The organism is Campylobacter pinnipediorum subsp. caledonicus, assembly GCF_002022005.1.
Taxonomy (GTDB): domain Bacteria; phylum Campylobacterota; class Campylobacteria; order Campylobacterales; family Campylobacteraceae; genus Campylobacter_A; species Campylobacter_A caledonicus.
The window spans coordinates 1,136,238-1,160,393 of the sequence record NZ_CP017258.1; the positions used below are offsets into that span (position 1 = coordinate 1,136,238).

The window sequence follows — 24,156 nt, forward strand, 5'->3', positions numbered from 1 at the left end:
TTTGTTATTAAAGAGAGAGAATCATCTCCCTCTTTTTGCTATTTTGACCTATTTACTCTTACCATCAATGATATCTTGAGCATAATTAGCGTATGTCAATGCTTCATCTATAAGTTTTTTAGCATATTTTGGTCCATGAACACCCCAAGAACCATCTTTTTTAATCCTGTCTAAGATATCTTGAGCTTGTTTAGCATAGCTTAGAACTTTTGTTTTTGACTCATTTGATATCTTTTTATTTTCAATCAAAGATTTATCTATTTTTCTAAGAATTTGCTCGATATTAGCATATCCATCTTTAACAGGATTTTGCCATTTCATAACATCTTCATATATACTAGCTTGATCTTTATAATGAAGCTCTTTTGGAAGTGTTGATTGAATTACACTATGGCATCCACTTGCACCTGGTTTTACCAAATTTGGATCTTCAAAGCTTGTTCTACCACAACTCCACATAAGGTCAACAAAGAATCTTCCATCTTCACGAGCTAGTCTCCAGCCTTTAACCTTAGGATCCCTAGCTTTTCCAGCAGGTGGGTTTAGTGTCTTTTTATCTTTATCAACTAATATTTTCCAAATATGAGATGCTCTAACGTTATCAAACCCTGCAAGATCTGGATTTTGTATAGCTGGGAAGTTTTCGCAACTCATCATATTTGGCATATGACAACCAGTACAATTATCTTTAGCATGAGGTCCACCATATTTAAACATTTCGGCTTGAGGTTCATGACAATCTTTACAATTTTTCTTTAATCCAGTCAATGTATAAGAGTCTTTCCAGTCATTAGCTGTAACCTCATGTGGATCATGACAAGTGCTGCATCTTAATCCTTTATCATAATGCATACTACTATACATTTGAGAACCCTCTGTTCCGCAAGCAGGACAAGATGATTTAAAGTAAGCATTAAATTCTTTTCTTGGATTTAGCTTAGCATCATCTTCATGGTATTGAAATCTTTGATGACATCTTTCACAATTTGAAGCCATACCAGCACCTCTAGCACCATACAAGTGAGCACCAGCGCCATGACACTCTTCGCAAGATATGCCTTTTGAAATAGTATGTTTTCTAAGTTCTTTTGCATCCCCTAATGCACCCAAGAATTCCTCTTTGCTTTTAAAATCAAATTTGAAGCTGTGACAAACTTCACAGTAAGCACTTGCTGGCTGAAATTTAAATGATTTTTTATAACTAGCACCGTATGAGTTCATGCCCCATATATAAGAACCGTTTCCACCAAACTCTTCCATTTTAGTCGGGAAGCTTGGAACTACTTCATCTTTTATTTTTTGTGCAACTTCAGGAGTTAAGAATTTAGTCCAATTCAGAGAGAATTGATTACCACCAGCAACTATTTTTGAGTTTGGATCATCTAATGTACCATCAACCACATGGTAAGTTCCACGAACAAGCCATTTATCTAAAAAGCCATATTTTGTTCTAGGAGTTCCTATAATAGCAAAAACATCATCTGGTCTTACACCTTTAGCAAGAATAGTAACATCAGTGCCATACATACCCTGTTTTACATCACCACCAACTTCTTCTAATTCCTCTGGCCATCTTAATGTTTTAGCATGACGAGATCTTTCCCACTGGGCATATTGAGCTGGGTGACACTCACCACATTTTTGTGGTCCAACGAATTTATTTGGAAAATCCAAAAAAGATTCCATAGCAAGACGATAAGTAATAGCAGTTGGTCTACCAGCTTTTTGTGCATATTGCTTACCGCCACCAAAATCTACAAATTCTTCATCACGATTAGAAAGTTTATATTTTCCGATCAAGCGACCTTCTTTTTCAAACTTAAAAACAGGGTGATTTTCTTTCAAATAATCCCAAAAATACTTATCTTCTTTTGTCACATCAATTAAAGTTCTAGGCTTATAGCCATCATTTTGAAATGTATTTTTAACATCTTTGTCATTTGCTTGCAATGTAGAAAATCCAACAAACGAACAAAAGGCTACAATACAGGCTTTTGATAAAATATTTAATGATTTTCGTTTCATAATACGTGCTCCTTAGTTTAAGCAATTTTAAAAGACTCTAAAAAGTCTAACTTACCCCCAAACAACCACTATAATGCAAAGTGTAAATATTTCTTTTGCATTTAATTGCATTAATAATAAAAATTTTATATCCTCCTTTAACCTTTAACATTTATTTAATATAATTTTAATACTTTAAATTAAAATTTATCTTAATAAGATATTTTTTGTATTATTTCTTAATTGAAATTTAATTTCAAAAAATAATAAAATATTACAAAATTTTACATTATTTTTACATTGATATTATTTTTTTCATTAATTTATCGTTATTTTTACATTATTTTTACAAAGATCAAAAAATATATTTTTATAACAATAAATTAATAAATGTGTAAATTTGAAACAAAATACATATTTTTATAATTTAATTCTTATAAAAATATATTAATTATTATATTTATTTAATTCAATAAATATTAAAAATATATATAAAAAAATCATATAATTGTTTTAAAATACATACATGTAGTTTATATATATTATATATCCAAGGATATATTTATGTGTATATTTTAATTTAATTTTAATTTAATTTATGCTATTTTTATCACACGAAGTAGCGATTGTAATTTAATGTATAAAACATTAAATAATTTAATAAAAAACAAACAAGGAGTGACATGGAAACTAATTTTAAACAATCACATAGTTTTATAGTATTTAATGGTTCTATAATAGTTTCTCTGGCGATCTTGATATTATCAATGATTTTTCCGGAAGCAACTTTAAAATATCTAAAGGATATTCAAAATTTTCTAAGCATAAAATTTAGCTGGTTTTATACGCTTAGTATAACAGTTATATTCTTTAGTATTTTATATCTTTGTATTTCCAAATTTGGAAGCATAAAGCTTGGACCAGATCACGCCAAACCACAATATGATAACATATCTTGGTTTGCTATGCTTTTTTCAGCTGGAATGGGTATAGGTATAATGTTTTTTGGAGTTGGCGAACCACTTATGCACTTCATAAGTCCTCCAAATGCGGAACCTCAAAGTATTCAAGCTGCAAGAGAAGCCATGAAAATAACATTTTTTCACTGGGGCTTTTCAGCTTGGGCTGTTTATGGAATAGTGGCAATAGTTCTTGCATTTTTCGCATATAGACACAATCTGCCGCTTACATTAAGATCAGCATTTTATCCGATAGTTGGAGATAAAATTTATGGCAAATTTGGTGATATTGTAGATATTTTTGCTGTTGTATCGACTCTTTTTGGTGTTACAACATCACTTGGATATGGTGTTTTGCAAGTAAATGCTGGCTTTAATCATTTATTTGGAGTGCCAATTTCAACAACAACTCAAATAATATTTATAGCAATAATAACCGTTTTGGTTACCATATCTGTTTTATCTGGTCTTGATAAAGGCATAAAAATCTTAAGTAATACAAATATGGCTTTGGCTATATTGTTTTTATTCTTTATATTGTTTTTAGGAAACACAACAGAGCTTTTAAAAGCACTTGTTGAAAACACAGGAAATTATATCTCATCCTTTGTTGGTGATACATTCAAGCTATATGCGTATAAAAAACAAAATGATGCTTGGCTTGGTGGTTGGACTATATTATATTGGACTTGGTGGCTATCATGGTCTCCATTTGTTGGTCTTTTTATAGCAAAAATTTCTCGCGGTAGAAGTATAAGAGAATTTGTTGTTGGTGTTTTATTTGTTCCAGCTGGTTTTACATTTATGTGGATGAGCTTTTTTGGAAATAGCGCAATAAGTCTAGTTCAAGGTGGATTTACTGAACTTGTTGGAATGGTAAATAAAGATGTTTCCTTGGCATTATTTATATTTTTAGAGAAGTTCCCACTAAGTTCTGTTTTATCTTTAATAGCGACATTTATGATTATTCTATTTTTTATAACTTCTGCTGATTCAGCTGCATTAGTTATGGATATGTTATGCCTTAGAGGAAGCAATAAACAAGTAAAATGGCAAAGAGCTTTTTGGGCAATAATGATAGGTGTATTATCTGCAACTCTTTTATATATAGGTGGGCTATCAGCCCTTCAGAGCATGACAATGATAGCGGCTTTACCACTAACATTAGCCCTACTTGGATCTATATACGGATTATTTAAGGCTCTTAATGTTGATATATACAAAAAGGATAGTCAAAATACAATAGTAGCCTCATTTGCAAGAGGTGGTACATATGACTGGAAAGAGAGATTAAAAGGTATTATAGAACACCCTGACAAAGATGATGCAAAAGGATTTTTAAATACAGTAGCTCGCCCAGCCTTTAAAGAGGTATGTGATGAGTTTAAAAACAATAATCTAGATGCAAATCTTACATATAATATAAAAGATAACAAAATAGAAGTTGTTGTAAAACTTGGTGAAGAGCAAGATTTTATATATGGAGTAAAACTTATAAAAACGCAAATGCCTGAGTTTGCTTCAGATATGCTTGATATGTATTACAGAGGAGAAGTTTATCTTGCTGAGGGTGGTCAAGACTATGATGTTATTGGATGGAGCAAAGGTGCTATCATTAATGATATCGTTGAGCAATATGCAAAACATATACACTTTTTATATAAAGTTAGGCAAGATTTAAACTAATAAAGTTATAATATGAACTAAAAATTTTGGAGTAATTTTATGAGCGAAATTTTAATGATAGAAGATGATTTAGAATTAGCCGAAATTTTAAGCGAATATTTACAAAGTAATGATTTTAGTGTAACAATAGTAGCAGAGCCTTATCTTGGGCTCTCTACCTTAAATACTAAAAAATTTGATCTTATTATATTGGATCTAACACTGCCGGGCATAGATGGTCTTGAATTATGTAAAGAAATAAGAAAAGCTCATAATATACCAATTATTATATCAAGTGCAAGACATGATATAACAGATAAAGTAAATGCGCTTGATAATGGTGCTGATGATTATTTACCAAAACCATACGATCCGCAAGAGTTATTAGCAAGAATAAAAAGCCACCTTAGAAGAGAAAATATAAAAACAGAGATAGAAAACAAAGAAAAAAAAGACTTAATATTAAAAGAGTATGAACACGAAATACTTTTTAAAGATAAACCACTTAATTTAACAGTAGCTGAATACGATATATTAAGATATCTCATGATAAAACAAGGTGGAGCTGTAAGCAGAGAAGAGCTTATATACAACTGTGAAAGCATAAACGAAGATACAACAAATAAGAGCATAGATGTAATAATAAGCAGAATAAGAGCTAAAATAGGAGAAAATCCAAAAGAGCCAAAATATATCCATGCCATTAGGGGTATAGGATACAAGTTAGTAATTTAAATGCAACGCTCTTCTATATTTATAACAATAACAACTATATTTTTACTTGCATTTGGAAGTATACTAGTTGCATTCTTGTGGCTTATAGACTACGATAAACAAAACTATGCAAGAGAGCTAAATAACAAATACTCAAATGTAGCACAAACAAACATTTTTTATATGAGTGGAATAATAACTGAAGAAAAATACAAACAAAGTATGCAAAATGTTGATATGCCCGAGATAGAAGATGAAAAAACAAAAGATACGATTTTAAACAAGTCAACAACTATAGAGGAAATTTCTGATGATTTGGGAACTGTTGCTATATTACTTTATCAGAAAAATCACTATCTTAAAATAGTTCATCTTGATGAGATAAAACTATTAAAAGATAAAGAATTTCAACCATATAGATATGAAGTTATAAAAGTTATTTTTTGGATAATTTCATTTATACTACTACTTGCCTATATTTTTGTAATATATAAATTAAAACCACTAAGAAAACTAAAACGTCAAATAAATAAATTTGCACAAAACGACCTTGAAAATATAGAAAATGTAAGTAGCGGAAATGATGAAATTTCAGATGTTGCACAAGCGTTTTATGATGCTGTATTGCAGATTAAAACACTAAATGACTCTAGACATTTGTTTTTACGAAATATTATGCATGAACTCAAAACGCCTATAACCAAAGGAAGGTTGGTCGCTGAAATGATGGATCATTGTAAAAGTAAAGAGCGTTTTATATCAATTTTTGATAAGCTTGAAAACTTAATAAACGAATTAGCTGCTATAGAACAAACAACATCAAAAATAGAACTTGAGAATAAGACAACTTGCTTTGTAGATGATATAATAGATGAAGCGATAGATATAGCGATGATAGAAAAAGATAGTGTTGAAATAAAAGAAAATCAAAATCTAAAAATAAATGTGGATTTTAAACTTTTTAGTATAGCTGTAAAAAACATGATAGATAATGGAATAAAATACTCTACAGATAAAAAAGTGCAAATTATAGTAAATGAAGAAAACATCAAATTTATAAGCAAAGGGGAGAAATTAAAAAACGATCTTAATTTCTTTATACAACCATTTATTAAAGGTAATAACTCACAAAAAAGTTTTGGTCTAGGGCTTTATATTGTAAATAATATTTTAAACTCTCATAAATTAAATTTAAACTATGAACATAAAAATGGATTAAATATATTTATTTTTGATAATTTAAAAGTTATAATAAGAAAATAAAATCAAATTTGCATAGGAGAAGTTATGTCAGCAAAAAAATTTGAATCTAAAGATCTAAAATCATTAATAGACTTAGAAATTGCAGTTATAAAGAGATATTATCAACATACAAAAGAAGTCAACTCCTTTTCTTTAATATATTTCAAACTTCCAGATCCGATATATTGGTATGAAGAGATATTTGAAAGAATACTAAGAAATACAGATGCTGTAGTTAATGAAGGCAATCATTTTATTGCTATTTTATATGCAACAAATAAAAATGGAGCTAGCAAACTTTTAGCTGGAATCCAAGAGTTTTTAAATGAAAAGCCTATAGATCTTGTTATATCTTATCCAAACGACGGAAAAGATACAAACACGATACTAAATAAAATACAAGATGAAATAATAGACAACTATGGAATTTCACTTGAATGCTTAAAAATAGAAGAACCAATAGATATTTTTGAACTTTAATTTAAAATATATTATTTTATATTTGTCTAAGCTTTGCTATCTCATCGCGGATAGCAGCTGCTTTTTCAAATTCAAGCGCATTTGCTGCTTCAAACATCTGTTTCTTAAGCTCTTTTATTATTTTAGCTCTTTCTATAGCTGGCATTTTTTCTAATTTCTTAGCTTTTGTATACAAATTTGCATCATCATTTTGATGCAAACTATCTTCTAAATTTCTTGTTGCACTTTTTGGAGTTATACCATTTATCTTATTATATTCATCTTGTAGTTTTCTTCTTTGAGTGGTTATGTCTATTGCTTCTTGCATTGATTTTGTAATTTTTTTACAAAACATAACAACTCTTCCGTTCACATTTCTTGCTGCCCTACCCATAGTTTGTATAAGACTAGTTCTTGAACGCAAAAATCCTTCTTTGTCGGCATCCATTATCGCTATCAAGCTTACTTCTGGCAGATCAAGTCCTTCTCTTAATAAATTTATACCTATTAAAATATCATAATCTCCATTCCTAAGCCCACGAATAAGCTCATTTCTTTCAATAGCATCTATATCAGAGTGCATATACTTGACCATAAGTCCAAGCTCAGTATAATATCTACTTAATTCTTCTGCCATTTTTTTTGTTAGAACAGTGATTAAAACCCTCTCTTTACGAGCTATAACCTCTTTAGCCATATCATATAAAGTTTCAACTTGATTATCACTATCTTTGATATCTATAATAGGATCTAGCAATCCTGTAGGTCTTAGTATTTGTTCATAAACATGTCCTTTTGAAAGTTCTACTTCTAGTTCATTTGGAGTAGCAGATACAAACAAAAAATTTGCATTTTTATTTATAAACTCATCAAATTTCAAAGGGCGGTTATCAAGAGCTGATGGTAACCTAAATCCATACTCTACAAGAGTCTCTTTTCTACTTCTATCGCCAGCATACATGCCTCTAAATTGTGGCAGACTAACATGAGATTCATCAACTATAACCAAAAACTCACCACCATTTAAAAGCTCAAAATAATCAAACATCGTATAAGGAGTAGCACCGCTTTTAAGTCCCGTAAGATGCCTTGCATAATTTTCAACACCCTTACAAATACCAGTTGAAGAAAGCATTTCCAAATCAAACTCAACCCTTTGTTTTAGGCGTTGCATTTCTACAAGCTTACCCTCTTTTTGATAGAATTCAAGCCTATCGTTAAGCTCATCTTCTATGCCTTTAATTGCTGTTTTTAATCTATCTTCTCTAACTATAAATTGACTTGTTGCATAAAGGGTAAATTTAGAAATATCTTTTAGCTTTTTATTATCCAAGACTTCAAAATGATACATTTGTTCTATCTCATCACCAAAAAACTCAACCCTCAAAGCTTCATCACCCCAATAAGCAGGATAAATATCCACAACATCGCCATTGACTCTAAAATTTCCACGATCAAAAAAAGAATCATTTCTTGTATAACCCATATCAACAAGCCTACTTAAGAGCTTTTTTTGACTTATCTCATCACCAACATTAAGGTATTGAATCATACCCTGATACTCACTAGGGTCACCAAGGCCATAGTTGGCAGAAACAGAAGCTATAACAATAACATCATCGAAACTAAGCAAACTAGCGGTCGTGCTAAGTCTAAGTCTTTCAAGCTCATCGTTTATAGAGCTATCTTTTTCTATATAAATATCACTTCTTGGTATATAAGCCTCAGGCTGATAATAATCATAATAACTTATAAAATACTCAACGTGATTTTTCGGGAAAAATCCCTTAAATTCACTATAAAGTTGAGCGGCCAATGATTTGTTATGAGTCATTATTAGTGTTGGCATTTTTAAGTTTGCAATAACATTTGCCATAGTAAAAGTTTTACCGCTTCCAGTTACACCAAGAAGCGTATTGTATTTATTTCCACCTTTTATACTCTTTACTATCGAACTTATAGCCTTTTTTTGATCTTCTCCTGGCTTAAATTTTGATGAAATTTTAAAATCAGACAAATTTTCCTTCTTATATATTTTGTATTTATAAAATTTATTTTATATATTTTAACACAACTTTTTTATTTATTATGAAAATTTTATAGACTATATGATAAAATACGGCTTCAAATTTTATACAAAGGCAAAATTATGTTTGATGATGAAAAAGTACTAACAACTTTAACAGGTAAAGTTAATGATTTATTGGTAAGATATGAAGATTTATGCAAAGATAATGAAGAATTACACAATCAAATAGTAACATTAAAAGCTCAAAACGAAGCAAAAACAAATCAAATTATGCGTTTAGAAGAAGAACTAAATAAAAAGACAAATGAAACAGATGATGTTTTAAAGAAAATAGAAGCAGTTTTAAATAAATAATGAAAAACGAAATCACGCTCACAATATCATCAAAAGACTACGTAATAACAATAGAAGATGATGAATTTGCACGAGTGCTGGAGCGTGATTTTGGTGGTTTTGTTGGAGGTAGAAAATTCCTTACACCAAAAGAGCTATTAGATGCTTATGTTCAAAAGTGCTATGATAACTACATAAATGAGTGCCATATAAAAGAAGTCCTTGAAAATGTAGAAAAGAATTTAAAATAAGGGTTAGTGTATGAGAAAAGCTTTTACGATGATAGAATTGGTTTTTATAATTACAATTATAGGAATCTTATCTGGCGTAGCTATCATGAAAATGAATTTTGGAAGAACTGATGCTGAAATACAAAACGCAAAAGTTCAATTAGCATCCGTAAAATCGGCAATAATGGTATATTATAACGATAAGTTACTATTTGGAAAGCCTCAATATCCAGAAACTTTAGATAAAGGTGGAAAATTATTTGGAGCTATCTTGCCAATAGGTAGTATCAAACCTAGTACTGGAAAAAATGGCTGGAAGACAACAAAAACCGATGGAGAATATACCTTTACAGTATCAGGAAGAAGTGTAAAATTTAAATACGACAAAGCAAAAGGTACTTTAACTTGCGAACCAAACCCTGATACCACTCTTTGTTCTCAATTAGAATAATATAAAGTTTTGCAAAGTAATTTTTATTATAAAATTTCATTTCCTGGACTAAACTTAGAAATACTAACCTATAAAAGCAAGGTAGAAATATGCTTATTTAAAGCTGTGTTAGTATCTTTAAGATCAAAAAAAATAATGGGTTTTGTGATTTCAGAAACTACAGAACCTGAGTTTAAAACACTAGAAATTTTAGAAGTTCTACCTTTTTGTTTAACAAGCACGCAAATAGAACTTTGCAAGTTTATAAGTTATTATTACACTTGTGAGTTTGGGGCTTCTCTTTCTTTGTTTGAGCCAAAAATAGATAATCAACAAAAAAAATACAACTTTACAATAAGCAACAATAGGCAAAAAATATTTAAAATTGTAAATTTTGCAAAAAAACCACTTCTAAGCAAAGAGCAACAAAAAGCATTTGAGTTTATAAAAAATGAAAAAAATAGCTTATTGTTTGGAGATACTGGCAGTGGAAAAAGTGAAATTTACATAAGTTTGATAAGAGAGGTTTTAAATGATAACAACCAAGCACTCTTTTTAATGCCTGAAATTTCATTAACACCACAAATGCAAACAAGACTTGAAAACTATTTTGGAGACAGTATCGGTATTTGGCATTCAAAAATAACAAAGAAAAAAAAAGAACAAATTTTAAAAGATTTAATATCTGGCAAAATAAAACTAATAGCAGGAGCTAGGTCTGCGCTATTTTTACCATTTGAAAGGCTAAAAATCATAATAGTTGATGAAGAGCATGATGATAGTTATAAAAATTCGATATCAAATCCACACTATAATGCAAGAGATTTAGCTGTATTTTTATCATCGAAATCAGACATAAAAACAGTTCTTGGTAGTGCCACTCCAAATATTACTAGCTTTTACAAATTTCCTCATTTTAGACTAAAAGGCACATTTTTTAAATCAAATAAAAATATAATATACGATGAAACCGAAACCGGATTATCACAAACAATAATTAACCAATTACAAAAAACACTTGCAAACAAAAAACAAGCAATAATCTGTCTTCCAACAAGGGCAAACTTTAGATACCTAACATGCAAAGAATGTGCAGATACAATAAAATGTCCATTTTGTAGCATAGGAATGAGTTTTTACAAAAAAGAAAACATACTAAAATGCCAATACTGCGAGTTTAAAATGTCCGTTCCAAACACATGTGATAAATGTGGAAGCGATATGATAGAAGCAAAAAAAATTGGCACAAGTGAACTTTTAGAACAACTACAAAATGAATTCGCAAATGCAAATATTATGAAATTTGATAGAGATGAAATAACAACACAAAATAAGCTTGTAAAAATTTTAAAAGATTTCAACAACAAAAAAATAGATATTTTGGTTGGAACACAAATGTTAAGTAAGGGACATGATTATCATAATGTTGATTTAGCTATAGTAATGGGGGTAGATGAGCTGCTTACTTATCCTGATTTTCGTGCGTATGAAAAAACCCTATCATTGGTAAAACAAGTTTCAGGAAGAGCCGGAAGAAAAGGCGATGGTACTATAATACTACAAACAAGACAAAAAGATTTTTTTAAAAAATACCTAGATGACTATGATAAATTTATACAATACGACTTAGAATGTAGAAATAATTTATATCCACCGTTTTATAGAATTTTAAGAGTTATTATATCCCATCAAAACGATAACACAGCCAATGAAATATTAAACAACTTAATAAGTATAATAACAAAACAAAAAAACATAAATTTAATAGGTTATGGTAAGTGTAGTATAGAAAAGATAGGTTCAAGATTTAGATATGAAATTTTAATTCGCTCAAAATCATATAAAAGCTTAATAAACACGGCTCAAAAACTAAAATATAAATATAAATATATAGATATAGATATAGATCCTGTTAATTTTTCTTAATTTTATCAATATTTTGTTATAATTAAAAAAACATATTTAAAAATAAAAAAAGGCTATTTTATGTCTCAAAAACTTATAGTCATAGGTGCTTCAACCGGAGGACCGGGACACATCAAAAAACTTCTAAAAGATATAAATCTAAATGGTGCAACAGTTGTAATAGCACAACACATGAACAAAATGTTTATACCATCTTTTGCTGCACAAATTGCAAAAGAGTGCAGTATAAAACTTGAAATTTTAAAAGAAAAAACTATTTTAAAAGAAAAAGTATATGTTTGTGAGAAAAATTTTGTAATATCAGACACTCTCCCATTGTCAGCTAAACCTAATTCAGAAAACAAAACAACTTTTACACCAAATGTTGATATGCTTTTTGATTCTTGCGTTAATATATCTAAAAGTATTGATTTAATGGCGATACTTCTTACAGGAATAGGAGATGATGGAGCTAGCGGACTAGATAAACTCCAAAAAGCTGGAGCAAAATGTATAGCAGAAAATGAAGAAAGTGCGATAGTTTATGGCATGCCAAAACGTGCTAAAGAGCTAAATCCAACAATAAAGTCATTAAATTTAACAAATATAAAAAAAGAGCTGGAGGGCTTTTTAAATGTTATTTAAGAAAAATAATCAGGAAACAAATAACAACAATCAAACAGAATTTCCATTACCAACCGATATAGATGGGATTGATGATTTTATAAAAAATATAAAGGTGTTATCAGGTGTTGATCTTGAACCAAAAAGAGAAATAACAATCCAAAGACTTGAAGCTTTTGCAAAAAATAAAAGGATAAAAACTTTTAAAGAGATAGCTTCTATAATAAAATATAACTCTGAAACCAGACAAGATATCTTAAATCTAATAACAGTAAACGAGACATATTTTTACAGAGAGCTACCCCAATTAAAAGATGTAATAACTTACGCAAAAGAACTTCCCAACGCAAATATACTTTGTGCTCCATGTTCTACAGGAGATGAAGTCTACTCGCTAGCAATGATAGCTAATGAAATGGGGATGGACCCAAAATTACTAAATATAATAGGAATAGATATTAACTCTCAAGCTATAAAACAAGCCAACTCTGGTGTTTATAACGATAGAAATTTACATAGACTTAATGATTTTCAAAAAAATAAGTTTTTTGAGCTCCAAAATGATAAATATAGTATCAAAAAACACAACTTAGCAAAATGTGAATTTAAAGTGTTAAATGTATTTGATGATTCTATATTTAATATAGGGAAATTTGATATTATCTTATCAAGAAACATGATGATTTATTTTGATGATAATTTTAGATTAAAATGCATAGAAAGACTACACAAGATACTAAAAGATGATGGTAGACTGTATACAGGTCATGCTGATTTAATACCTTATACCTCGATATATAAAAAGAAATTTGGTAATGGAGTTACCTTTTACGAGAAAGACTAACATATATAGACTGCTTTAAGAGCAGTCTATGGTATTATCATTCTTGGATTTTATCCATTGTGTTAAAAATACAAATCCGTAAATAATAGCACAAATAATATAACTAATATATTCGTTGGGTATTATTAAATACTTAGCACATACATTTGGAACAAGTGCTAAAGGAACAACTGGAATAAGCAATAATCTTTCCCATATTCTAAGATTTGTAATAAAATAACCTTGCAATAAAGATGCAAAAGCAAACATTCCAACAACTGCCATAGCAAAAACAACAACTATCTCAATAGGATTGTTCAACCAGACAATACCTTTTGCATCATAAGGATTTAATGGATCAACAGACTCAATTAATAATAATTTATTATTAAAGAAAAAGGCAAAAGGCAAAATAGCAGTTCTTAAATCATAAAAAAATCCCTGAACTCCAACTATAACTGGATTTGCTTTTGCTATACCAGCGGCCGCATAAGCTGCTATACCAACAGGAGGAGTATCATCGGCTAAAATACCAAAATAAAATACAAACAAATGAACAGCAATGGCTGGAATCAAAAATCCATTTTTGGCAGCAAGTAAAAGTATAACAGGAGCCACCAAGCTAGACACAACTATATAATTTGCTGTTGTTGGAAGACCCATACCAAGCAACAAAGACATTAAAGCAGTTAAAAATAAAATAAGTATTATGTTATCTCCTGCCAACTGTTCAACCACCTCAGATAAAACCTGACCAAGGCCTGTAAGCGATATAGAGCCAACTATAATACCAGCCAAAGCTGTGGCTGCAGCTATAGTAGTCATATTTTTAGCAGCTGTAACCATAGCCCAAAAAATATCACTAAAGCCTATTGATATATCTTCTATGCCTACCTTTTCTCCCATGGTAAGCTTTTTTACTGGTTCTTGAAAAATCATTATTAAAAACAATAATAAAATAGCATTAAAAGCAGCAGATATAGCTGATTGTTTGGCTATCAAAAGAGTATATAAAAGCATTAAAATAGGAAGTATATAATGAAGTCCACTTACAAATATTTTAAATTTTGATTGATATTCGTTATCTTTTATTCCTTTAAGACCAAGCTTACAACTTTCCAAATGCACTATAAAAAATAAAGATATATAACACGCAAAAGCAGGAATAATGGCAGCTATCATAACATTTGTATAACTCATACCTAAAAACTCAGCTATTATAAATGCCGCCGCACCCATAATAGGAGGCATAAGCTGGCCATTAACACCTGCAGCGACCTCTATAGCACCAGCTTTTACCCTTGTAAGTCCGGCTTTTTTCATCAAAGGTATAGTAAATGTTCCAACTGTTACAACATTTGCAGTAGAGCTTCCGCTAACCATACCTGTAAGACCACTAGCTATAACAGATGCTTTTGCTGGACCTCCTTTAAAACGACCAAGTAAAGCAAATGCTACATTTATAAAATACTGACCTGCCCCAGCTCTTTCAAGCAAAGATCCAAAAAGAACAAAAAGATATATAAAACTTACACTAACACCTATAGGAACACCAAAAACACCCTCTGTTGTTAAAAACATATGTCCAGCAAGCTTTTGTATACTAGCACCTTGGTGCGATATAAGATCAGGCATATACTGACCAAAATAATCATACATTAAGAATATACCACAAATAATACCCAAAGCTGGTCCTAAAACTCTTCTTCCAGCTTCTATAATCACAAAAACAGCTATACATGAGACAGTTATATCTCTTTGTAAATAATCACCAGGTCTTGAAGCAAGCCCATAAAAATCAACAGCTGGATAAACAACAACACCTATACCAACCACAAATAGCAAAATATCATAAAATGGTAATTTAAAATGGGCTTTTTTATGTATTTTTATAGGATAAAGTAAAAATATCAACGCTATAGCAAAAGATAAATGTATAGAGCGAGAAATAGTAGTATTTAATGGAAAATAAGCAACATATAGCTGAAAGACAGACCATACAAAACATATACTAATCACAAAATAATTATAAAAATTAGAGTCAATTTCTCTAGTTTTAACCTCAACAAATTCTTCTTTTTCTGATGGATAACTCATGCTTATTCTTATGCCTTTAATCAAATTTAAGTATAAGATTATATCAAAAAAGTTTTAAGTAGCTTATAATATATCGATATTAAGTAGAAAACACCCCCTGCAATAGAGGGTATTTGGATTATATTTTAGTACAAATTTTTCTATTAAAATATGCAAGAACACTAACAAAAATCATTACGCCGATTATAACCCATATAAAGTTAGGGATAGGAAAACTATCGCCGGCAGCATAAGAGTGCATACCAGCTAAATAAAAGTTAACACCAAAGTATGTCATAATAATGGACCAATAAGCAAACATAGATAAAACAGCAAAAGCATATTGACTATTTATTTTTGCAACAAATCTAATATGCAATACAGCAGCATACACAAGAATAGAAACTAAAGCCCATGTCTCTTTACTATCCCATCCCCAGTATCTTCCCCAGCTTTCATTTGCCCATACACCACCAAGAAAGTTACCAAGGGTTAATAAACTTATACCAAGTATCATAGCCATCTCGTTTATTCTTGTTGCTTCTGTTATATTTTTTAGAATTTGCGGATTTGGTTTTTTTGTATTTGATAGTCCTATTAATACTAAGACAAAAAATCCAAGTAATGCACAAAGACCTAAAAATCCATAGCTAGCAGTTATAACAGAAACATGTATTGTAAGCCAATAGCTTTGCAAAACAGGAACTAGGTTTGTTATTTGAGGATCCATCCAGCTAAGATGAGCAACAAATAATGTAACACCAGCTAAAATAGATGTTAATGCCATTGCTATAGGACTTTGTTTTGAAAAAATTATACCTGATAAACTTAATGCCCAAGCTATATAAACCATAGATTCATAAGCATTACTCCAAGGAGCATGTTCTGATATATACCATCTTACACCAAGACCTACTGTATGAATTATAAATGCCAAGATATTTAGATAATAAATTCCCTTAAAAACACCATTTATATTTGCACGAGGTATTAGCATTTTTATAAACACAAATATTAATAGCACAAATCCAGCTAATAAATATACAGGAGTAAGCCTATCAAATATATTAAGGCGATTAAACAATATCTCTGTATCTAGTCTTGTTTTTGAAGGCATTATCGCTGAACCATATTTTTGTTGATAATCACTTATAGTTTGAAGTGCCAAATCAGCTTTTGACCAGTCATTACTAACAATAGCTTCATCAACAGAAACAAAATAATCTTTCATCATATTTGCTATCTCATTTGCTTCAGTCATAGGCATACTAATGAGTGCTGAGTTTGGTGCATACCAAGTATTTGATGGATCATCTTGTTTTGGGAAAATTTTAAACATTTCGCCAGTAAATACCATGTAAAAGACATTTAATCTCTCATCTATTTTAATAACATCTTTATCAAAAGTACCTCTTGAACCAGGATGCTTTCTGTTTGCCACATCAGCATATCTTGTAAGTTTATACTCACTGCTATCATCTTTTACAATAAAAAAGTCATTGAAATTTGCATATTTTTGTTTTTCATCTACGCCAAGAACTTTTTTAACCTCTTTGCTTGTTCCAATAGAAATTATATTTTCTTGTCTCCAATAAGGCGGATCAACCATTATAGATAAAACAACTTGATTTGAGTTCAAAGAGCCTATATTATCGCTTCTATGAATTTTATTTAAAACCTCTTTACTTACAGTATCAAAAGGCTTCATTCTTCCATCTTGACTTTGAACTAGCAATCTTCCTAATTTTTCGGCATGCTCTTTACTGATATTTGGTAAAAAGTCAGCAGCATTAACACTTGTTGTATTTAAAGCAAAACAGGTAAAAAATACAAAAATAGCTGTCTTTTTTATAGAGTCTTGATTTATCAATCTAGCAAGTTTCATAAATCTTGAGTTTGGATTTATGATGTTTAACAAAAGTCCCAAACCAAGTAAAAAATAACTAATATAAGTAGGTATTTTACCTGGGTCTTTATTTACAGAAAGAATAGTTCCGCGCTCATCCATATCATATGAACTCTGGAAAAATCTATATCCAGCATAATCAAGAACGTGATTCATATAAATTCTATAATCAAATTCTTTATTGTTAGGATCTTTTACCACAACATCACTAGCATAACTCATAGGTGAGTTTGAGCCAGGATATCTTTTTAGTTCAAAATCTTTAAGATACAGGCTAAAAGGTAATTTAATCTGCTGAAAACCCCATGAAGCACTAAACACTTGAGTGCCTATGATAGCCTTGGCTGGTTCTATTAGATTGTGAAAAAGAACCATCTCTTTATCTTCACCTTCATAGCTTAAATTTGCAATGATTGCATCAAACTCGCTATTTTTATCCGGAACCAATCTTCTTGCAGCACTAGAAGATAAAAACTTAGCAGAAAAATTAACACCGCCTACTGTAAAAAGATTTAAAGTTTGTAAATCAACTTTTGTATCAGCAGGCAAAGTTGTCTTTGCATTATCAGCCATAGAAAATTTTGAAATTTCTGTATTTGAGGTAATGTAAAATTTATCATCTTTTAACTCAAATAATACATATTTTTGACCATCTTTTGGCGTAGCATTAAATAAAAAGCTAACATTTCCAGCTACAACTTCTTCTCCATCAAGCAAACTAACTTCTTCTCTTTCGCTTGCATTAGAAATAACCAACTCTATAACAGGCTTTCCGCTTTTTTCATCAACAAATTTATAACTAGCATTTGGAACATATTCTAAAAATTTAAGCTTAGCTTGTTTTCCTTCAAGGTCAAGAGTCAAATCAAATCCACTCTTGCCAAGAACCTCAAGCTCACGTGGAATAGAAACAGAATAATCCTTACCATTAAGTTTTGTTTCAAAGTTTATATAAGAACCTCTTGTGGTTATTATATTTGTCTCTGTATTTTCTCTAATATGAACATTACCCTCAAAACCAAAATATCTAGTTATACCAGCTCCTAGTAAAATTCCTAAAAAACTCAAATGGAATAAAAAAGATGGTAATTTCTTTAAATTTATAAGCTTATATCTAAATATATTATAAGCCAAATTCATACCAAGTAAAAGTTGAACAGCTGCAAACCAACCAGCGCCATAAACATAGCTCCAAGCCATTTGGGTAGATGTTTTGCTCTCTATAATCGTTGCAGCACCACTAGCAAAAGCAAAGATTATTAGCAAAATTATCATTGATCCCATACTAAAAAAATTCTTTAGAAACATTGTTAGCCTTTTTAAATATAATCATTTCAAAAAAATTATATACTATTTTTTTAAATGTAAGTTAAGTTTTTTAAATGATTTAAATTTATAGTGTAAATTTAAATCATTTATTTACTTAAAAGCTATAAAACTCATAAAATTACCCCACTTAAAAATACTCTCAACTCTTTTAAATCCAGCTTTTAAAACTAGGGTTTTATTCTCTTCTTCAGTATATGGAATTAATACATTTTCAAGAGCTTCTCTTTTTTGAGAAATTTCATAACGAGAGTAACCTTGATTTTCTTTATATTGTTCGTATATTTCAATCATCTGTTTTGCAAATTTTTTATCTTCATAGATAATTTTCTCACTAAAAATAAAAAATCCATTATCATTTAAACCATTATAGATATTTTTTACAAGTGTTTCTCTTTTTATTGGTCTTATAAATTGCAATGTATAATTTAACAAAACAGCATCAAAATTATCAAGCTCATATTCCAATATATCACATACTTTCAGATCAATTCCAGCACCATAAGCTTTTGATTTTTGTGATGCGAGTTGTATCATGGCTTCTGAATTATCAACACCAAATAATCTCAAATCATCTCTTAAATTATAAATAGATATCAAGCTTGTGGCTGTTGAACAACCAAGGTCTATTAGCTTTGCATTACTTGGCAAAAGTTTAGATAAAATATCAGCTATAAGCCCTAAAGATACATCATAAAATGGAACGCTTCTACCTATCATATCATCAAAAACACTAGCAACAGATGAATCAAACTCAAATTGTTTATCTATCGGTTTTGTAAAAATCTTATCTTTCATATATCACAACCTATAATGATAACTTGCAAGCAAGAGATATTATTCTCGCATTATTTATATCTTCTTGTATTGCTTTTTTTAGCTCTTCCAAGCTTTCAAATTTAATATTATTTCTTAATTTTGATATAAAACAAACAGAAACTTTTTTTGGAGCATGCTCTATCATTTCATCTATAATATGAGTTTCTAAACTAAACTTACCATCAGTGCTAAGCCTATCTCCTATAAATGTTACAGAGCCAAATATCTTATTTCCTATTTTTGTCTTGGTGGCATACACGCCATCGCTAGGCAAAACATATCCCAAATCACGTAAATTAAGTGTAGCTACAAGTTTTTTAGAACCTATTCCTTGACCACTTATAACTTCACCCTCTATTGAATACTCTCTACCCAAAAACATATTTGCTCTTTGTATGCTACCTTTTTTTATAAGCTCTCTAATAATAGAACTATGAACACCAATGCCATCAAAACAATATTCATCAACGATAACAACTTCGCCATCAAACATATCTTTTAAATCATACCTATTCCAAGCTCTATCTTTTCCAAATCTAAAGTCAAATCCAACAACAATTTTATTTAAATGCTTAAAATCTTTTTTTAAAAGCTTTATAAAATCATAACCAGAAAGAGATTTTATATCTTCAAATTCATACAAAAAACAGGGATAATTAGAATACTCAGCCCTTTTTAGCCTTGGAGTTATATTTGCAAAATTCTTATCTATAACAACAAGTCCGCCATACTCCCCAAGATGTTTTAAAAGCTCTTTATGACCTTTGTGAATTCCATCAAAATGACCAATTGCGACCGCGGTTATATTATCTTTTGTTAAAAGCGTAGAAAAATTCGGCATTTCCTTCCTTTCCCTTTAACTCACACTCTTTTGTTTCAATAAGTATCCAACCTAAATTTGCACATTCACGTTCAAAATTTTTCATAGTAAGCCCTATAGATTTTTTATCTACAACAACTCCTTTTTTATTTCTCTTAACACCTTTTCCAACTTCATATTGTGGTTTAAATAACAAAATAGCAGTTGAATCAACAGACATAAATCTATCAATATCTTTTAAAATTTGCAAAATAGATATAAAAGAAACATCGCAGGTTATAATATCAAATTTATTATCATTTTTAAACTCTCTAATATCAGTTTCTTCATAAATTTCAACACGACTATCGTCTCTTAGACTTTTATCAAGCTGATCTTTACCTACATCGATTCCTACGACTTTATCAATGCCATTTTCAAGCAAAATTTGCATAAAACCACCGGTAGAGCTTCCTACATCAAGAGCATTTTTACCTTTTAAATCTAAGTTAAGACACTTTAAAAAACCTTTTAACTTTAAAGCTCCACGACCAACATAAATTTCATCTAAAAGCTTGATATCAGCATTTTCTATCTCAAAAGCAGGTTTTGATAAAATTTCACCATCAAACATAACTTTTGAGTTTTTTATAAGTTCGCTTGCTTTATTTCTACTTATACCAAGCTTTGTTGACACAAAGATATCAGCTCTCATTTATCATTCTTTCTAATTCATCTTCTGATATAACCTTAATCCCTAAACTTAAGGCTTTTTCAAGTTTGCTTCCAGCATCTGCCCCAGCCAATACAAAATCAGTTTTTTTAGATACAGAGCTTAAAACCTTTGCACCGAAACTTTCCAACATATCTTTTATCTCATCTCTTGATTTACTAAGTGTGCCAGTTATAACAAAAGTTTTATCTGTAATCAAACTTTGCTTCACTTCACTAATTACAGCTTTTGGGTTTACTATGTTTATTAAATTTATTATTGTTTCTTTATTAATTTCAATAAATTCAATAAAACTTTTACTCATTTCATCACCAAAACCATCAAGTAAAAAAACATCTTCATAGCTAACATTTAACCAATTATCACCAAAAGCAAAAGCTATCTTTTTAGCAGCCACTTCGCCTATATGCTCGCACCCTAGCCCATTTATAAATCTTGACAAATCACAATTTTTACTATTTTCAATAGCATTTAGTAAATTTTTTACCTTCTTATCTTTGAAGCCTTCAAGACAGATTAAATCCTCATATTTAAGATGATAGATATCTGTTATATTTTTTATGAGATTTTTTTCAAAAAGCAAATTTACTATCGCATCTCCAAGACCATCTATATTTAGACATTTTTTTGAAGCATAATATATAATTGAGTTTATAACCCTTGCTTTGCATTCTAAGTTTTGACACTTTACAAAAACACCTTCATCAAGCAAATGAGACCCGCATTTAGGACAATACTTAGGACGCTCTATCGCAAGCTCAGAGCCATCTCTTCTATCTTTATAAACACCTGTTATCTTTGGTATTACATCGCCTGAGCGTATTATACTAACATAATCATTTTTCATAATACCAAGTCTTTGTATTTCATCAAAATTATGAAGTGTTGCTGATTTTACCCTAGCGCCATCTATAACAACCTCTTCTAAAACACCAACAGGAGTAACAACACCACTTCTTCCAACCTGAAAAGATACATCTATGAGTTTTGTTGTTTTTTGTATGGCTGGAAATTTAAAAGCAACCATAAATTTTGGAAATTTAACGGTATAGCCAAGATCGTTTGAGCCATCAAGTTCATCAACTCTAACAACCATACCATCCATTAAAATAGGCTTTTCATCCCTTAAACTCAAAAGCTCTTCATAACACTTATAAATTTCATCAACATTATAAGCAATCTTAAAAAAATCATCAAAATAAAATCCAAGTTTTTTTATAAAATCCATTATATCGCTATGTTTTTTAAACCCTAGCTCATGTTCTCCAACTCCCCAAGGCACAAACAAAAGTCTTCTGCTGGCAGTTATTTTACTATCAAGTTGTCTTAAACTTCCAGCAGCAGCATTTCTTGGATTTGACAAAAGCTGTTCTGAGTTTTTTGCTCTTTGCTCGTTTAAGGCATCAAAATCAGATTTTTTTATAACAACCTCACCTCTTATTTCTATCTTGCCTTTATAATCAATACTTAAAGGAATACTTTTTATAACCTTTGCGTTTTGTGTTACATCTTCTCCAACAAGCCCATCGCCTCTTGTTATAGCTTTAACCAAAATTCCATTTTCATAAAGCAAATTTAAACTTGCTCCATCAAATTTTGGCTCAACTACAAAGCTAAATCTACACTTATCCCCTCTTTTTAGCCAAGCAATAAGCTCATCTTTGCTAAAAATATCTTCCATGCTCCACATTTGTTTTATATGGCTTGCTTTACTAAATTTATCGCTTATCTCTCCACCTATTTTGTTTGTTGGTGAAAATATAGAAACCTTACTTGGATTTTGTTTTTCATATTCAAGCACCTTGTGATAAAGCTCATCATACTCTTCATCGCTAGCTAATGGTTTGTCATCCGTATAGTATGCCTTAGCCCATTTGTTTAAAATTTCAATGGATTTTTCATAATCATTTTGACCTGATATTTTTACCATAAATTTACACTCTCCATAGCGCTATGCATCGCAAAAAGTTGCTTATGTTCCGCTACATCATGGGTTCTAATAACACAAGCGCCATTTTCAAATGATTTTAGATGAAGATATAAGCTACCGCTAAGTCTATCTTTGACATCACTTTTATAATAATGATTTATAACTGATTTTCTGCTAGCTCCTACAAGCAATGGATAGCCAAAATGAGTAAAATGCTCCAAGTGCTTCATTAAAAGCAAATTATGCTCTGGAGTCTTACCAAAACCTATTCCAACATCTAAAAATATCTTTTTAGCGCCATTATACAACGCCTTATTTATTCTTTCTTCAAAAAAACTATCAATTTCTCTTATTAAATCATCATATCTGGGATTGTTTTGCATAGTTTTTGGATCATTTTGCATATGCATCATGCAAAACTCAGCATCGTATTTACAGGCAAGTTTTGCTAATTCAGTATTTGATGTAATATCATTTATCATAGCAAATCCACGATCTAGTGCATACTCAAGACAATACTCATCAAAACTATCAAGGCTAAATTTCACTCTATCATATAATTTTTCTTTATATATAAGATCCACAACATCTTTAATACGTCTAAATTCCTCATCTCTTCCAACATACTCGCTTCCAGGTCTAGAACTAACACCACCTATATCTATATAATCAGCCCCATCTTCAATGAATTTTAAAATTCTCTCTAAGCTATCTTCCATACTTATACGACTACTTGGATTAAAGCTATCCTCATTAATATTTAGCACTCCCATTATTAGTGGTTTTTTGGGTTTGTTAAATTTTAAAGATAAGAAATTAGATAAATTTTTAAGGCCAAAATCTTGCAATTTTTCTTTCTTGCAAAGTTGTTTTAATTGCGCATCAGTTCCTATAAGCAAGGCATTACTTGGTTCATCTTTGCCAAAAATAGTATTTTTATTTGTCACTAATTCGGCTCCGACACTCAATGCATCTTGCTTTAAGATATTTGCCGCTGGAGATTTAATATTTTTAATAAAAAAAAAGTTTATATTTGATTTTTTTTTCATCATATCTTGACCAGATAAGCTTGGAGATATTTGCTTACAAATTTCATCAAAATTTGATTCTTTATTTATTTTATAAATTGTCATTTTTCCAACCTTTAAAT

General features: G+C 30.1%; 19 protein-coding genes. 10 read left to right on the plus strand and 9 right to left on the minus strand.

Annotation, left to right across the window (positions count from 1 at the left end; genetic code table 11):
• Window positions 1-48 precede the first annotated feature (48 nt).
• A complete protein-coding gene (locus CPIN18021_RS05765) occupies window positions 49-2,025 on the minus strand; it encodes a cytochrome c3 family protein (RefSeq protein ID WP_078423515.1) in 1,977 nt (658 codons plus the stop codon).
• Between the two features lie 662 nt (window positions 2,026-2,687).
• On the opposite strand from CPIN18021_RS05765, the gene CPIN18021_RS05770 reads away from it, so the two are divergent.
• Genes CPIN18021_RS05770 through CPIN18021_RS05785 form a run of 4 tightly spaced genes read left to right on the plus strand, consistent with a single transcriptional unit; the run spans window position 2,688 to window position 7,064 of the window.
• Window positions 2,688-4,649 (plus strand): BCCT family transporter, encoded by a 1,962-nt coding sequence (locus CPIN18021_RS05770; protein WP_078423516.1) that lies wholly within the window; start codon window positions 2,688-2,690, stop codon window positions 4,647-4,649.
• A gap of 39 nt (window positions 4,650-4,688) precedes the next feature.
• Window positions 4,689-5,363 (plus strand): response regulator transcription factor, encoded by a 675-nt coding sequence (locus CPIN18021_RS05775; RefSeq protein ID WP_069638027.1) that lies wholly within the window; start codon window positions 4,689-4,691, stop codon window positions 5,361-5,363.
• Window positions 5,364-6,605 carry an ArsS family sensor histidine kinase gene (locus CPIN18021_RS05780; protein WP_078423517.1) on the plus strand — a complete coding sequence of 414 codons (1,242 nt, stop codon included), beginning with the start codon at window positions 5,364-5,366 and terminating at the stop codon, window positions 6,603-6,605.
• A gap of 24 nt (window positions 6,606-6,629) precedes the next feature.
• Window positions 6,630-7,064, plus strand: coding sequence for a pyridoxal-5'-phosphate-dependent protein (locus tag CPIN18021_RS05785; RefSeq protein ID WP_078423518.1), 435 nt, complete (start codon window positions 6,630-6,632; stop codon window positions 7,062-7,064).
• A gap of 16 nt (window positions 7,065-7,080) precedes the next feature.
• Here CPIN18021_RS05785 and uvrB read toward each other — a convergent pair whose 3' ends face one another.
• Window positions 7,081-9,060: an excinuclease ABC subunit UvrB gene (uvrB, locus tag CPIN18021_RS05790; protein WP_078424623.1), complete on the minus strand. Its 1,980-nt coding sequence runs from the start codon at window positions 9,058-9,060 to the stop codon at window positions 7,081-7,083.
• Between the two features lie 132 nt (window positions 9,061-9,192).
• Between uvrB and CPIN18021_RS05795 the strand changes: the two genes are divergently transcribed.
• Genes CPIN18021_RS05795 through CPIN18021_RS05820 form a run of 6 tightly spaced genes read left to right on the plus strand, consistent with a single transcriptional unit; the run spans window position 9,193 to window position 13,438 of the window.
• Window positions 9,193-9,426: a hypothetical protein gene (locus CPIN18021_RS05795; protein WP_069632592.1), complete on the plus strand. Its 234-nt coding sequence runs from the start codon at window positions 9,193-9,195 to the stop codon at window positions 9,424-9,426.
• Entirely contained in the window at window positions 9,426-9,656 is a 231-nt protein-coding gene (locus CPIN18021_RS05800) for a hypothetical protein (protein ID WP_078423520.1), read from the plus strand. The genes CPIN18021_RS05795 and CPIN18021_RS05800 overlap by 1 nt, the downstream gene beginning before the upstream one ends.
• A 10-nt stretch (window positions 9,657-9,666) precedes the next feature.
• Window positions 9,667-10,086 (plus strand): type II secretion system protein, encoded by a 420-nt coding sequence (locus CPIN18021_RS05805; RefSeq protein WP_078423521.1) that lies wholly within the window; start codon window positions 9,667-9,669, stop codon window positions 10,084-10,086.
• Between the two features lie 9 nt (window positions 10,087-10,095).
• Window positions 10,096-11,991, plus strand: a complete 1,896-nt coding sequence (locus tag CPIN18021_RS05810) for a primosomal protein N' (protein WP_078423522.1) — start codon at window positions 10,096-10,098, stop codon at window positions 11,989-11,991.
• A gap of 60 nt (window positions 11,992-12,051) precedes the next feature.
• Entirely contained in the window at window positions 12,052-12,615 is a 564-nt protein-coding gene (locus tag CPIN18021_RS05815; protein ID WP_069638020.1) for a CheB methylesterase domain-containing protein, read from the plus strand.
• On the plus strand, window positions 12,605-13,438 hold the full coding sequence (locus tag CPIN18021_RS05820) for a CheR family methyltransferase (RefSeq protein WP_078423523.1): 834 nt from the start codon (window positions 12,605-12,607) through the stop codon (window positions 13,436-13,438). Before CPIN18021_RS05815 ends, CPIN18021_RS05820 begins: the two co-directional genes overlap by 11 nt.
• A gap of 15 nt (window positions 13,439-13,453) precedes the next feature.
• Here CPIN18021_RS05820 and CPIN18021_RS05825 read toward each other — a convergent pair whose 3' ends face one another.
• The 7 genes from CPIN18021_RS05825 to folP all read right to left on the minus strand — a co-directional run bounded on the left by CPIN18021_RS05825 (window position 13,454) and on the right by folP (window position 24,139).
• Window positions 13,454-15,514, minus strand: coding sequence for a TRAP transporter permease (locus tag CPIN18021_RS05825; RefSeq protein WP_078423524.1), 2,061 nt, complete (start codon window positions 15,512-15,514; stop codon window positions 13,454-13,456).
• Window positions 15,515-15,632: 118 nt separating this feature from the next.
• Entirely contained in the window at window positions 15,633-18,674 is a 3,042-nt protein-coding gene (locus tag CPIN18021_RS05830) for a cytochrome c biogenesis protein (RefSeq protein WP_418226049.1), read from the minus strand.
• Window positions 18,675-18,818: 144 nt separating this feature from the next.
• On the minus strand, window positions 18,819-19,523 hold the full coding sequence (cmoA, locus tag CPIN18021_RS05835) for a carboxy-S-adenosyl-L-methionine synthase CmoA (RefSeq protein ID WP_078423526.1): 705 nt from the start codon (window positions 19,521-19,523) through the stop codon (window positions 18,819-18,821).
• A gap of 10 nt (window positions 19,524-19,533) precedes the next feature.
• Window positions 19,534-20,385 carry a bifunctional riboflavin kinase/FAD synthetase gene (locus CPIN18021_RS05840; RefSeq protein ID WP_078424625.1) on the minus strand — a complete coding sequence of 284 codons (852 nt, stop codon included), beginning with the start codon at window positions 20,383-20,385 and terminating at the stop codon, window positions 19,534-19,536.
• Entirely contained in the window at window positions 20,351-21,058 is a 708-nt protein-coding gene (tlyA, locus tag CPIN18021_RS05845) for a 23S rRNA (cytidine-2'-O)-methyltransferase TlyA (protein ID WP_078424626.1), read from the minus strand. Before tlyA ends, CPIN18021_RS05840 begins: the two co-directional genes overlap by 35 nt.
• Window positions 21,048-23,006: an NAD-dependent DNA ligase LigA gene (gene ligA / locus CPIN18021_RS05850; protein WP_078424627.1), complete on the minus strand. Its 1,959-nt coding sequence runs from the start codon at window positions 23,004-23,006 to the stop codon at window positions 21,048-21,050. The genes tlyA and ligA overlap by 11 nt, the downstream gene beginning before the upstream one ends.
• The gene (gene folP, locus CPIN18021_RS05855; protein WP_078423529.1) at window positions 23,000-24,139 is read right to left on the minus strand and encodes a dihydropteroate synthase; all 1,140 of its coding nucleotides are present in this window, start codon (window positions 24,137-24,139) and stop codon (window positions 23,000-23,002) included. Before folP ends, ligA begins: the two co-directional genes overlap by 7 nt.
• Between the last annotated feature and the right edge of the window lie 17 nt (window positions 24,140-24,156).